Annotated in this window: 11 protein-coding genes; 7 read left to right on the top strand and 4 right to left on the bottom strand. The window is 67.6% G+C overall.

Translation table 11 applies throughout. The features are described 5' to 3' along the window. Entirely contained in the window at positions 1 to 1302 is a 1302-nt protein-coding gene (locus tag BLQ49_RS11535; RefSeq protein ID WP_091715953.1) for an aspartate aminotransferase family protein, read from the bottom strand. A gap of 94 nt (positions 1303 to 1396) precedes the next feature. Between BLQ49_RS11535 and BLQ49_RS11530 the strand changes: the two genes are divergently transcribed. Next, a complete protein-coding gene (locus BLQ49_RS11530) occupies positions 1397 to 2251 on the top strand; it encodes a LysR family transcriptional regulator (RefSeq protein WP_091715951.1) in 855 nt (284 codons plus the stop codon). A 16-nt stretch (positions 2252 to 2267) separates the two neighbouring features. On the opposite strand, the gene BLQ49_RS11525 is transcribed toward BLQ49_RS11530, so the two are convergent. Together BLQ49_RS11525 and BLQ49_RS11520 are read right to left on the bottom strand one after the other, a co-directional pair. After that, positions 2268 to 2996, bottom strand: coding sequence for a hypothetical protein (locus tag BLQ49_RS11525; RefSeq protein WP_208859041.1), 729 nt, complete (start codon positions 2994 to 2996; stop codon positions 2268 to 2270). 651 nt (positions 2997 to 3647) lie between these two features. After that, positions 3648 to 4979: an MFS transporter gene (locus BLQ49_RS11520; RefSeq protein ID WP_091715950.1), complete on the bottom strand. Its 1332-nt coding sequence runs from the start codon at positions 4977 to 4979 to the stop codon at positions 3648 to 3650. A 188-nt stretch (positions 4980 to 5167) separates the two neighbouring features. On the opposite strand from BLQ49_RS11520, the gene BLQ49_RS11515 reads away from it, so the two are divergent. From BLQ49_RS11515 to BLQ49_RS11490, 6 genes are all read left to right on the top strand, one after another. Further along, on the top strand, positions 5168 to 6241 hold the full coding sequence (locus tag BLQ49_RS11515) for a WcbI family polysaccharide biosynthesis putative acetyltransferase (RefSeq protein WP_091715948.1): 1074 nt from the start codon (positions 5168 to 5170) through the stop codon (positions 6239 to 6241). Between the two features lie 88 nt (positions 6242 to 6329). Then, positions 6330 to 7349 carry an alpha/beta fold hydrolase gene (locus BLQ49_RS11510; protein ID WP_091715946.1) on the top strand — a complete coding sequence of 340 codons (1020 nt, stop codon included), beginning with the start codon at positions 6330 to 6332 and terminating at the stop codon, positions 7347 to 7349. A gap of 283 nt (positions 7350 to 7632) precedes the next feature. After that, positions 7633 to 8070: a GlcG/HbpS family heme-binding protein gene (locus BLQ49_RS11505; RefSeq protein ID WP_091715945.1), complete on the top strand. Its 438-nt coding sequence runs from the start codon at positions 7633 to 7635 to the stop codon at positions 8068 to 8070. 2 nt (positions 8071 to 8072) lie between these two features. Next, entirely contained in the window at positions 8073 to 9653 is a 1581-nt protein-coding gene (locus BLQ49_RS11500; protein WP_091715943.1) for a peptide ABC transporter substrate-binding protein, read from the top strand. Beyond that, positions 9650 to 10573, top strand: coding sequence for an ABC transporter permease (locus tag BLQ49_RS11495; RefSeq protein WP_091715942.1), 924 nt, complete (start codon positions 9650 to 9652; stop codon positions 10571 to 10573). Before BLQ49_RS11500 ends, BLQ49_RS11495 begins: the two co-directional genes overlap by 4 nt. A gap of 35 nt (positions 10574 to 10608) precedes the next feature. Beyond that, positions 10609 to 11667 (top strand): ABC transporter permease, encoded by a 1059-nt coding sequence (locus BLQ49_RS11490; protein ID WP_244507547.1) that lies wholly within the window; start codon positions 10609 to 10611, stop codon positions 11665 to 11667. A 2-nt stretch (positions 11668 to 11669) separates the two neighbouring features. On the opposite strand, the gene BLQ49_RS11485 is transcribed toward BLQ49_RS11490, so the two are convergent. After that, positions 11670 to 12626: a D-2-hydroxyacid dehydrogenase family protein gene (locus tag BLQ49_RS11485; protein ID WP_208859040.1), complete on the bottom strand. Its 957-nt coding sequence runs from the start codon at positions 12624 to 12626 to the stop codon at positions 11670 to 11672. Positions 12627 to 12658: the final 32 nt, after the last annotated feature.

Here is a 12658-nt window from a genome sequence, read left to right as displayed (position 1 = left end):
CTACAGGCACGTTTCCAAGGCGCGTTCCAGGATCGAGACGCCGAGATCGATCTCGTCGTCGGTGGCGGTGAGCGGCGGCGCGATGCGGAACACGCCGCCCATGCCCGGCAACTGGACGATGTTCATGCTCAGCCCGAGTTCCAGGCATCGCCGGGTGACCGCATCCCCGAGTTCCGGGGCCGGGACCTTGGTGGCGCGGTCGGCCACGAGTTCCACGCCCTGCAGCAGGCCGCTGCCGCGCACGTCGCCGATGCAGGCGAAGCGCTGCTGAAGCCCGCGCAACCGTGCGGCGAGCCGAGCGCCGACCTCCTCGGCCCGGGCGACAAGCCCGTCGCGCTGGACAATCTCCAGCACCTTAAGACCGACCGCTGCGGGGAGCGGGTCGGAGACGTGGGTCGTGTAGAACAGGAATCCGCGGTCGTGGCAGAGATCCTCGATCTCCGGCGTGGTCATGACCGCCGCCAGCGGTAGGCCCGCTCCCAGCGTCTTCGACAAGGTCAGGATATCCGGCACAACTCCGTCGCGCTCGCAGGCGAACATGAGGCCCGTCCGGCCGATCCCCGTTTGCGCCTCGTCGAGGATGAGCAGCATGCCGCGCTCGGAACACTTGCGCTTCAACGCCGCGAGGTAGCCCGGTGGCAGCTCGATGATGCCGCCCGAACTCAGGATCGGTTCGGCCAGGAAGGCTGCGAGATTGCCGGTCGACTGCCGGTCGATCAGCGCGAAGGCGTAATCGAGCTCGGTTCGCCAATCCAAAGCGCCGTCCTTCTCGAAGGCGGGGCGATAGGCGTTCGGCGCAGGAATCGCGAAGGAGCCAGTCGGGGCCGGCCCGTAACCCTTCCGGCCGGCACTGTAGGTTGCGGAGGCCGCGCCGGCCGTCATGCCGTGCCAGGACTGCGCGAAGCTCACGACCTCCCAGCCGCCCGTTGCGAGCTTGGCCATGCGCAGAGCCGCCTCGTTGGCCTCAGCCCCCGTGGTGAGCAGCAGAGTGCGTTCGAGGCCGCCCGGGGCGAGGCGGGCGAGTTCCGTCGCGAGATCCACGACGGGCCGGCTCAGCATCCCGCTGAACAGGTGATCGAGCCGGCCGACGTGATGCGCCACCACGGCGGCGATCTCGTGATGGCCGTGCCCCAGGATGGCACTCATCTGACCGGAGGTGAAATCGAGGATCTTCCGGCCGTCGGCGTCGTAGACGAAGCTGCCCTCAGCACGCTCGATGATCACCGGCGCGAAGGTGCCGCCGTAGCGCACCAGGTGCCTGCGTGCCCGCCTCCAGAAATCCGGGTCGTCGTTCCGCACCATGGCCGCTCCTGCTTTTCAATTGGCCGGGACATGGTAAGGGCGCCTCCACCCCTGTGGCAGCTTATAGTTCTGAACGGAGCGTTCAGACTCGCTGATGGCTGGAAGCCTCGACATCGACCTGTTGCGCAGCTTCGTGATGGTTGCCGAGACCGGGGTGCTCAGCCGTGCCGCGGACAGGATTGGTCGCAGCCAAGCCGCGCTCAGCATGCAGATGAAACGGCTGGAGGATCTCGTCGGCCACCCGCTCCTGACGCGCACGGGCCGTGGTGTCCTGCTGACGGTGCAGGGGGATCGGCTGCTGGTCCATGCCCGGCGCATCCTGGCCACGCACGACGATGCCGTGGCGGAATTCTCCGGCGGCAGCTTGGGCGGCAGCCTGCGGTTCGGCTGTCCCGACGATTACGCGCAGGCCTTCCTGCCGCATCTGCTGCGCAGCTTCGCGCAGCTGCATCCGGCGGCGGCGATCGCGGTGGTCTGTGCCGCGACCCCGCGGCTCCAGGCACAACTCGACCGCGGAGGGCTCGATCTCGCCCTCCTCTCGGTCTCGCTCGGCGCTGAACGCGATATCTTGCGCCGCGAGGATCTGGTCTGGGTGGCATCGCGTGATCACGCGGGGATCTGGCCCGATCCCCTGCCGCTGGCCCTGGGCGATCCGGATACGCTCGACCATCGGGCGGCTCTCGCGACCCTGGACCGTGCTGGCCGTGCCTACCGGATCGCCTATGCAAGCGGCAGCTTATCCGGGCTCCTGGCCGTCGTCAGATCCGGTCAGGCCATCGCGGTTCTGACGCGTTCCGCCGTCTCCCCCGATCTGAAGATCCTGGCGCGCACCGGCGGTTTACCGCCGCTCGGACGAATCGGAATAACGATCCGAATCGCCGAGCGGCACGCCTCGCCCCTGGCGCGTGCCTTCGCCGGCCATGTCCGAGCGGTCCTCCCGGTTCTCTGACAGAGCCCGACGTGGCTTACGCCCCCCAATCATCCTGATCAGGATGCTGCATCGGACCGCTCAAGAGCTTGACGTCGCTATGGCCGTTGTCTTTCGGCCAGAACAGGACGATGTCGTCACTGTCGACAGAGATCCAGTTGATATGTGTATCCGGATGGTTTTTGCTGATCGCTTTAAAGTTGTCATCGCTGCATAGCAGGTAGATGTCTTTCTCCAGGAATGTCAGTCCGCTCTCGGCCTTCAGTCTTTCGAAATCCGGCTTTACGTTTGTATCCGCCTGCGTAAGACCACGATATTTCCGGCTGGCCACATCGGGAAACGCGGCGCGCCAAGCCGCCATGACCCGCGGATTGTCGTACTGAACGACCGTATCGGTCCCGATCTTCCGCGTCGGAATGTGATCCAGGCGGACATCCTCGTTCCAATTTCGATTCGCCGCGCTGACCGTTTTCGTCGGCTCCGGTGAAACGACAGGAGCCGCGACCGCCGCCGTCGTCACCTCTGCGACTCGTGAAGCGTAACCGTACCGGGTGTCGAACGCGACCGCGTCAGCTGTCTGCGTTCGCGAACCGGCGAGAGACAGCACCGCGTCGGCCGTTCCGGGCGCCAGCGCGTAGGCGGGCCGGGGGTCGAGCGCGGTCGGCACCGCGGGCGATACGGTATTCGTTGCCGGCGTGACCGCGTCAATGTGTGGAGACTTCTGTCCAGCTGCGGCGAGTGCCGCCAATGAGGGCACATAATCCATCTTGGAATCTCCTGCCTGCAGGCCCAACTGAAGAACCACCTCACGAACATAATTTTTCGTTTTCTTGCGACCTCCCAATAATTGAAGCACACGCCCAGAGACGCCGATCTGTTGGTCAACCAGTGTGTTGTCTCAATAACGTTGAAATCGTGTTCGTCGAACCTGACAAAGGCGCTGATCGTCAAAAGCGGCGCTTCAGCGCAGGCGCGCGATATCTGCCCTATCCGATCCCCACGACGAGACAGAACACTTCTGGGGACGGCTGGGACGCCCAATGTTCGAGCAGCAGTCTTCGATCGCGGACCGCCACGGGTGGGATCCGGCGCGCATTCGATAAGCGATCAGCGAACGCGCATGCGTGCTTTGGCCCTCTGTCACCCAGCGACCATCATGCCCGCGGGCACAGCAAACTAGAGCTTCATACTCTATCGGTGCCAATGTGCAGGGAAGTAAGTGGGCCTGTCAACAACCACGCTGACAGGAAGGCGGCTTTCCAGATCTTTGAGTCGATCACGAATAGATACTTTCTACACTTCGAAAGGACCATTTATGAGTAGTGAAATTTTTCCAAGAAAGTATCAATTCGATATCTTCAGAGTTCTGTGCGATCTGCAGCCGCCGGATGTAAGCGTCAGCGGCAGACCGGTTTTTTCAAGCCTTTGCCGTGTACGCGGCGTGGTTGCGTCCACGACCGAGGCCAAGGACCAGCAGGCAGCCTAACCCCGACAGGACGACCAGCGGGAGCAGCCCGAGCGGGTAGCTGCCCGTGGCATCCTTGATCACGCCGAGCAGATAGGTCCCCACGAAACCACCGATATTGCCGATGGCATTTATCTGCGCGATGCCGGCGGCGGCGGCGCCGGCCGACAGCCATTCGGTCGAGAGCGCCCAGAACGGACCCTTGACCGTATAGGTCGCCGTCACGGCCAGACACAGGACCAGAATCGTCGGGAGCAGCTGCGCGGTGGCGATCGAGGCCGCGAGGCTCACCGCCAGAAGCCCGAGGGGTAGCGCCGTGTGCCAGACCCGCTCTCGGTTCCGGTCGGAGGAACGCCCCCAGAGGATCATCAGCACCGAGGCGACACCGAACGGAATCGAGTTCAGCAATCCGGTCTGGAGGTTGGTCAACCCGAAGGACTTGATGATCTGCGGTTGCCACAAGGACAAGCACTGGCTCGCACCGGACGCACCCGCGTAGATCAGCGAGGCGGCCAACACGTAGCGGTTCCGCATGACCTGCCAGACTGAGAGATGGCGCGCCGGTGCCGACCCACCCTGCACCACGGACGCGCGCTCCGCCGCAAGACGCTCCTGGAGCCACGCGCTCTGCTGCGGCGTCAGCCACCGTGCCGAGCCCGGCCCATCGGGCAGCAGGAAGAAGGCGGCGAGCCCGAGCAGGACAGCCGGCGCCGCTTCGAGGATGAACAGCCATTGCCAGCCGCGTAGGCCCAGCATGCCGTCGGTGTTGAGGATCGCGGCCGAGATCGGCGACCCCAGGAAGCTTGAGATGGGGATCGCCACCATGAACACGGCCACGATCCGCCCGCGATAGGCCCTCGGGAACCAGTAGGTCAGGTAGAGGATCACGCCCGGAAAGAATCCGGCTTCCGCCGCGCCCAGGAGCAGCCGCACGGCGTAGAAGGAATACGGCCCGACCACGAAGGCCATGACGGCCGAGACGAGCCCCCAGGTGATCATGATCCGGGCGATCCAGATCCGGGCGCCGAACCGCTCCATGGCGAGGTTGCTGGGGACCTCGCACAACACGTACGAGACGTAGAACAGACCGCCGCCCAGCCCGAACTGCGCCGCCGAGAGGCCGATATCGTGGTTCATCTGCAGGGCGGCGAATCCGGCATTCACCCGGTCGACGAAAGCCACGAAGTAGGCGAGCATCAGGAACGGCAGGATGCGCCACGTGACCCGATGCAGGGTCGCACGCTCGATCTCCGGGATCGACTCCGGAAGTTGCGTCAGGGCCATGCCCGTTCTCCTCGCCTCACCACTCGGCATGGAACAGCTGTGCTTCTCAGGCCAGCCGGGACGGGCGACAGGACGGGCCCTCTGTCACTTGGAGCCCGGGCCATCGAGGCAGATGGGTTGCGCAACAGGATCGATCCTATCGGCGGCGGCAGTTTGCCCGCGGCTCACGGACATGCGAGAGAAGCGGCATGTTGACCGTCGATAGCCTCTGGCGGGCGCGGCACCGCCTCGCGCAACTCGGGAAGAAGCGGACGGGATCGCCAAGCATCCTCGTCATCGGCGTGTGCCAAGCGGGCGCGATCGCGAAGGCGATGCGCTACCTCCTGCCTGATGCGCGGGTCGATTTCGTGTCGGCGTTCACGGCGGCGCGACGCTTTCCACGGCTCGCCGACCTGATGGCCCATGCCGACGGGTACGATCACGTCTTCTCCAGCATCTATCTGCCACGATTCAAGGGCGGCGGCACGATCGACACCTTGCGGACGCATCCCAAGGTTCGGCTGATCCCGACGATCGTCTTCAGCGCCTATCACCCCGATCTTATCCATGTCGGCGTGCAGGATGCGGTAACCCTCAACGGGCTGATTTCGGGCCCGATGGGCCATTCGCATTCTGCCATCACGTTGTACGCCTACCTGTCCGGCTTCTCGCAGGCACAGGCTCTGCGCCTGTTCGCGGAACCTGTCTTCGAGCGCCTGGGCTATTTCGACCTGTGGGACGAGTCGGTGTCGTATCTCCGCGGCCTCGGCCGGCAGGCGGATTACGACCTCGACACGCACCTGACCCGCTGGGCGCGGCGCGGCTGCTTCATGCACTCGATCAACCACACGAAGCTCTACGTCGTCTCCGATCTTGCCCGGGGGCTGCTAACCAAGGCCGGCGTGCCGTTCGAAGCCTGCGACCTCGATGCCTTCCTGCCGGACGACCTTGGCGGCCAGGGCAGCTGGCCGGTCTATCCCGAGATCGCCCAGCATTATGGCATTCCCGGCAGTGCCCTGTTCTTCAAGGCCGAGACGCGGCGTTCCGGACCCGCCCGAACGATGAACCGGGCGGAATTCGTGGCGGCCTCATACGCGAATTATGATCGGCGTGAGCGCAGCCTTCTCGTCTCCCAGCGTGTCCAGGGCTGGCGAAACGACGCGCCGACGGTGGATTTCCTGCGCGAGGCTGCGGGCCGCGGCGATATTCCGGCCCGACCGGCGGCGCGGGTTCCCTCGGTGAGCGCTGGGGGATCCGGCAGCTTGGCCGGGCACGCTTCGTAGCATCGACAGCCTCCGATCGGCACTTCCCCGCTCCATCGGCGTTGTCGCGCATCGCCCGGGTAAACGGGCGCGACGTCGAGGTCACCCGATGCGCCCAGTATCCCGGCAACGCGCCGGTCGCTCCGCGGCTGGGGTCGCCCTGGCCCTCGGCGGCTCCGCCATCGGCGTGCTCGCCTGGAGCCGGCTCGCCGGCAGGCATCGCCAGCCCCTCCCACTCGCATTGCCCGGCCGTCACGAACGGATCGACACGCGGCGCGCCGGGGTGATCTCGCTCTACAGTTCGACCGAGGCCAAGGGCGTCCCGCTCCTGCTGATCCACTCGATCAACGCCGCCGCGAACGCCTACGAGGTGCGGCCGCTCTACCTACACTTACGCAGCAGGAGACCGGTCTACGCCCTGGAGCTACCGGGCTTCGGGTTCTCGGAGCGATCGCGCCGCCGCTATACGCCACGGCTGATGGTCGAGGCGATCCACGCCGCCGTCGACACGATCCGGCAGCGCCACGGCGCGATCGCAGTCGATGCCCTGGCCCTGTCACTCTCGGCATCGTTCCTGGCCCGTGCGAGCCTGGAACGATCCGACGCCTATCGCAGCCTCGCGCTCATCAGCCCCACGGGCTTCGACAAGCAGCTCTCCGGCGAGGGGCCGCCCGACGGTCATCGGGGGCGTGACTGGCTGCTCGATCTTCTCGACCGCCCACCCTTCGGCCGCCCCCTGTTCGACGCGCTGGCATCTCGGCCGAGCATGCGCTTCTTCCTGCAGAAGACGTTCGGCTCGTCCGAGATCGACGAGGGCCTCATGGCCTACGATCATATCTCCGCGCACCAGCCGGGGGCCGAACACGCACCCTACTGCTTCATTGCCGGCCACCTCTTCCCCACCGATACGACGCGACTCTACGAGCGGCTGCGCCTGCCGGTCTGGATGATCCATGGCGAGCGCGGGGACTTCGTCGATTACCGGCACGTTCCCCTCGTCGCCGGTCGTTCCAATTGGAGGATCGAGACCCTGCCGACCGGCGCCTTCCCGCATTTCGAGCGGCCCGGGACGGTCACCGCCGCCTATGAGGCGTTCCTCGCGAGCATCACGCGCAGTCCAGGAGATTGACTGGCCTGATCGCGACCAGTCGCCGGCCGACCGTGGGAGCCCCGGCGAACCGAACCGTGATCCGATGATGCGCTCCACCAAGCCTGCGGGCTCATCATCGGATATTCCCCGCTCCAGCCGCGGACGATCGCGCGGCGGGGGGATCCCATGACAGCTTCTGTGCGGGGCCTGAGTGCTGCCACCGCGCCATGCGCAGAGCCTTGGTTCGAGGCAGTGGACCGTCCGCAGTCAGTTCCCGTAAGGAGGATTGAGCCGCCCAATACGAAACGGCATCTGGAAACCGATGATCGACCTGACCCTCGAAGCTGCCCGCACCATCGTCGATACGGCCGTTCGGGAGGCCCGTGCCCGCAACCTTAAGCCGCTGGCCGTGGTGGTCTACGACGCCCGCGGGGCGCTGAAATCCGTCGCGGTCGAGGACGGCACATCCCTGCGCCGGGCCGAGATCGCCTGCGGCAAGGCCAACGGCGCGCTGGCGCTCGGGCTTGGCTCCCGGGCGATCCACGCGCGGGCGGAGGCGCAGCCGTACTTTGTGGCGGCCGTGACGCATCTGGCCGGCCCCGCCGCCCTGGTGCCCGTCCCCGGCGGCGTCCTGATCCGCTCCGGCGACGGGCGGCTTCTGGGCGCGGTCGGCATCTCGGGCGACACCTCCGACAACGACGAGATCTGCGCAATCGCCGGGATCGAGGCGGCCGGCCTCGTGCCGGAGACCGGCGCCTGACGATGCGGCGGCGCGACTGGCTCGCCGGAGCCGCCGCGCTCGCGACCGTACGGCCGGCCTCCGCGGCCGAGCCGACCTACCGCCGCGGTAACGACGCCGACCCCGAAACCCTCGACCCGCACCGGTCGTCCTCAGTGGCGGAGGCGCATATCCTGCGCGACCTCTGCGACGGCCTGCTTACCTACGACAATCTTGGCGCTCTCATCCCGGGCGCTGCCCGGGCCTGGACCGTCTCGGAGGACGGCCTGACGCTGCACTTCGCGCTGCGGCCTGACGGGCGCTGGTCGAACGGCGAGCCGGTCACGGCGGTGGACTTCGTCTACGCATTCCGTCGGATGCTCGATCCGGCTACCGGAGCCAAATACGCCGAGATCCTGGACCCGATCCGGAATGCCGGGGCGGTCAACCGCGGCGAGAAGCCGATCGATGCCCTCGGCGTTGTCGCTGACGGTCCGCTCAGCCTCACGATCGTGCTCGAACAGCCAACGCCCTACATCCTCGAACTGCTGACCCACCAGACCGCCCTGCCGGTGCATCGTGCGAGCGTTGAACGCTACGGCGAGTCGTTTACCCGGCCGGGCAACCTCGTCACGAACGGGCCCTACCGCTTGATCGATCGGGTGCCGGGCGGTGCCATCACCCTGGAAGCCAACCCGCATCACCCGGACGCGGCCAGTTTCGCGATCCGGCGCGTCGCATTCCTGCCGACACCCGACATCGCCTCGGCAGTGCGCCGCTACGCCGCCGGAGAGATCGACTCGCTCTCCGATCTGCCGGTCGATCAGATCGCAGATCTGCGTCGCCGGTTCGGTTCGCAGGTGGTGTTGGGTCCCTCGCTCGGGCTCGCAGCCCTCGTCGTGAACACCCGCAAGCCGCCGTTCTCGGACGTGCGCGTCCGGCAGGCCCTGTCGCTCGTCATCGACCGTGAGTACCTCGCCGACGGGCTGAACGGCGGCACCATGAGCCCGGCCTATTCGCTATGCCCGCCCGGCCTCGACAATTACCGGACGCCGCCCGAGACCGCGGGCCGGCAGGGGCTGCCGATCGATCACGAGGAGACCGCACGCCGGCTCCTCGCCGAGGCGGGCTTCGGCCCCGACAGGCCGCTGACCGTCGAGTACCGCTTCAACGTCAGCGACAACAACCGTACGATCGCGGTGGCTTTGGCCGAGATGTGGCGCGACCTCGGGATCGTGACGCGCTTCGTCTACACAGATGCCAAGACGCATTTCGCCTACCTACGCGATGGCGGCGATTTCGACATCGCCCGGGCCTCGTGGATCGCCGACTACAGCGACCCGCAGAACTTCCTGTTCCTGCTCCAGACCGGCAACGCGGCCGCCATCGCCACCACGTGGTCGGACGGCGCCTATGACGACCTGCTGGCGCGGGCCGCCGGGGAACGCGACCTCGGCCGCCGGGCCGACCTCCTCTACGAGGCCGAGCGAATCGCGCTGCGCGAGCTGCCCTGGATCCCGCTCATGTTCTACAAGTCGAAGGCGCTCATCGCGCCGCGGCTGCACGGCTACCATCCGAACCTGCGCAACGCCGCCCCGACGCGCTTCATGAGGCTCGACGCGTGATCCGCTTCATCCTGCGCCGCCTCGCGCAAGCAGTGCCGACGCTGCTCGTGGTCGTCACCGTCAGCTTCTTCCTGATGCGGCTCGCCCCCGGCGGCCCGTTCGACCTGGAACGCCCCCTGGCGCCGGCCGCCCTGGAGAACCTGCGCCGGGTCTATGGCCTCGACCGGCCTCTGATCGTGCAGTTCGGCAGCTACTTGGCCGCGCTGGCGCAGGGCGACCTCGGGCCGTCCTTCTCGTTCCGCGACATGAGCGTCCTCGATCTGATCGCCCGGGGATTGCCGGTCTCAGCCCTGCTCGGCACGCTCGCCCTGGTTCTGGCGACGGGCCTCGGCGTCGGGCTCGGCATCGCTGCTGCGCTTCGGCGCGGTGGTGTGATCGACCGCCTCCTCGGGATCGGCGCTGCGCTGACCCTTTCACTGCCGAGCTTCGTCGTCGCGCCGCTCCTTCAGATCGCCTTCGGGCTCACCCTGCGCTGGCTGCCGCTGAGCGGCTGGGCCGACGGCGCGCCGAGTCATCTCGTCCTGCCGGTCATCACCCTAGCGCTGCCGCAGGTCGGCGCCCTGGCACGGCTGACCCGGGCTTCGCTCGGGGAGATCCTGCGGACGCAGCCGGTGCGGACGATGCGCAGCCTCGGCCTGCCCCCGATCCGCGTGACTCGGCACGCGCTACGCGGCGCGCTGCTGCCCGTGGTGGCCTATCTCGGACCCCTGGCCGCGTCCCTGCTCACCGGATCGGTCGTGGTCGAGACGATCTTCGGCCTGCCAGGGATCGGCCGCTACTTCGTCGAGGGGGCACTCAACCGGGATTACACGCTGGTCATGGGCACGGTGCTGCTGGTCGCCGGGCTGGTGATGACCCTGAATCTCGCGGCCGATCTCGCCTGCGCATGGCTCGATCCGCGCCTTCGGGTGGCGACGTGAGCGCGGCGTCGGCCGGTCCCGCCGGCCGAGCCGTCATGCGCCTCGCCCGGATGCCCGGCGCCCTGGCGTCGCTCACCGTCCTGATCCTCATCGCCCTGGCCTGCCTGATCGGTCCCGCGCTGACGGGTCACGATTTCGAACGGGCCTATCCGGACTTACGCCAATTGCCGGCCGGTCTCCCGGCGCAACCGGATGCCGCGCATCTCGGTCCGGCGCTGGAACGGCTGGCCTTTCGGATGCGGGTTCGGCTCGACGCGGTAGAGCGCGAGGGCGACGCCCTGCGCCTGACGCTCGCCTCGGATGCGGGCGTGGACCGGCGCAGCCTCGTCTACCTGCCGCGCTCCGCGCTGTTCGGCGCGCCCATGATCGTGGAGGAGCGCGACGGTGGGCGGACCCTCGTGGTCGCGGTGCCGCTGCGGCGGCTGTACTTTCCCCTTGGCACCGACGTGCAAGGCCGCGATCTTCTGACACGCTGCCTCGCCGCCGGCCGCATCTCCCTGGCGATCGGGCTCGCGGCGAGCCTGGTGGCCCTGCTCATCGGCGTCGCCTACGGCGCGACGGCGGGCTTCCTGGGCGGGGCGGCGGATGCCGTGATGATGCGCTTCGTGGATGTGCTCTACGCCCTGCCCTTCGTGTTCTTCGTGATCCTGCTTCTCGTGTTTTTCCGCCCGAGCCTGACCTTGATGCTCGTCGCGATCGCGGCCGTGGAATGGCTCGACATGGCCCGCGTGGTCCGGGCTCAGACCCTGTCGCTGCGCGAGCGCGATTTCGTCCGCGCGGCGCACGCGCTGGGTGTCGGCGCCCCGGGCATCATCGCGCGTCACATCGTGCCGAACACGCTCGCGCCGGTCGCGGTTACCGCGACGCTGCTTGTCCCGCAGGTGATCCTGCTGGAGAGCTTCCTGTCGTTCCTCGGGCTCGGCGTGCAGGAGCCGCAGACGAGCTGGGGCGTGCTCGTCGCCGACGGCGCCCGCTCGATCGAGGCAGCCCCCCACATGCTCGCCGCCCCGGCGGCGTTCCTGATCGCCACCCTGGTGGCGCTGAACCTCTTCGGCGACGCCCTAGCCGACGCGCTGGACCCGAGCGCCGGCTGATCTCAGCTCAATTGCCGGATCGGCCTCCCGGCGAGCCACGCCTCGATGTCCTCCACCGCCTGGGTGAAGTAGGTCCGATAGTTGCCCTGCGTGACGTAGCCGAGATGCGGCAGCGCCAGGACGTTCGGCATGCTGCGGAACGGGTCGTCGGCGGGAAGCGGCTCGGTCTCGAAAACGTCGAGGCCGGCACCGGCGATCCAATTCTCCTCAAGTGCCCGCCGCAGAGCCGCCTGATCGACGATGGGCGCCCGCGCGGTGTTCACGAGGTAGGCGTTCGGCCGCATGCGGCGCAGCTCGGGCTCACCGAGGAGGCCGCGCGTCCGGTCGCCGAGCACGAGGTGGATCGTGACGACATCGCTCGCCTCCAGAAGCGCCTCCTTCGAGGTCGCCTGCTCGACCCCGGCAGCGTCTGCCCGTTCCGCCGTGAGGTTCGGGCTCCAGGCGATCACCCGCATGCCGAAGGCGCGTCCGACAGCAGCAACCCGCGTGCCGATCTTGCCCAGACCCACGATGCCGAGCGTCGTGCCCGCGAGGTCGGTCCCGACGCTGCTCTGCCAGGGACCACCGGTGCGGAGAGTCCGGTTCTCCCCCGGGAGATGACGGGCTAGGCCCAGGATCAGCGCCCAGGTCAGCTCGGTCGGCGGTGTCGGGCTCGACTCCGTCCCACAGACCGTGATGCCGCGTGCCCTGGCGGCCGCGATATCGATGGCCAGGTTGCGCATGCCGCTGGTGATCAGCAGCTTGAGCCGCGGCAACCGTTCCAGCAGCGAAGCCGGCAAAGGGGTGCGCTCGCGCATCACGACCAGGATCTCGGCCTGCGCGATCCGCTCCACCAGCGCATCCCGATCGGCGATATGCTCGGCGATGGACGCCACGGCGACTCGGTCGGAGAGGCGGTCCCAGTCGGCGAGCGCGAGGGCCGCCCGCTGGTAATCGTCGAGGATCAGGCAGGTCCGCATGACCCTGGCGTAGGCCGCAGCCTATCGAGCGT

The organism is Methylobacterium phyllostachyos (assembly GCF_900103445.1).
Lineage (GTDB): Bacteria > Pseudomonadota > Alphaproteobacteria > Rhizobiales > Beijerinckiaceae > Methylobacterium > Methylobacterium phyllostachyos.
Note: the sequence above shows the minus strand (reverse complement) of the source record. Positions and strands in the feature narration are given on the sequence as shown.

Bases quoted from the DNA above. Each gene is read 5' to 3' on its own strand.
- BLQ49_RS11535 (WP_091715953.1), bottom strand. From the start codon at position 1,302: ATGGTGCGGAACGACGACCCGGATTTCTGGAGGCGGGCACGCAGGCAC.
- BLQ49_RS11530 (WP_091715951.1), top strand. From the start codon at position 1,397: ATGGCTGGAAGCCTCGACATCGACCTGTTGCGCAGCTTCGTGATGGTT.
- BLQ49_RS11525 (WP_208859041.1), bottom strand. From the start codon at position 2,996: ATGGATTATGTGCCCTCATTGGCGGCACTCGCCGCAGCTGGACAGAAG.
- BLQ49_RS11520 (WP_091715950.1), bottom strand. From the start codon at position 4,979: ATGGCCCTGACGCAACTTCCGGAGTCGATCCCGGAGATCGAGCGTGCG.
- BLQ49_RS11515 (WP_091715948.1), top strand. From the start codon at position 5,168: ATGTTGACCGTCGATAGCCTCTGGCGGGCGCGGCACCGCCTCGCGCAA.
- BLQ49_RS11510 (WP_091715946.1), top strand. From the start codon at position 6,330: ATGCGCCCAGTATCCCGGCAACGCGCCGGTCGCTCCGCGGCTGGGGTC.
- BLQ49_RS11505 (WP_091715945.1), top strand. From the start codon at position 7,633: ATGATCGACCTGACCCTCGAAGCTGCCCGCACCATCGTCGATACGGCC.
- BLQ49_RS11500 (WP_091715943.1), top strand. From the start codon at position 8,073: ATGCGGCGGCGCGACTGGCTCGCCGGAGCCGCCGCGCTCGCGACCGTA.
- BLQ49_RS11490 (WP_244507547.1), top strand. From the start codon at position 10,609: ATGCGCCTCGCCCGGATGCCCGGCGCCCTGGCGTCGCTCACCGTCCTG.
- BLQ49_RS11485 (WP_208859040.1), bottom strand. From the start codon at position 12,626: ATGCGGACCTGCCTGATCCTCGACGATTACCAGCGGGCGGCCCTCGCG.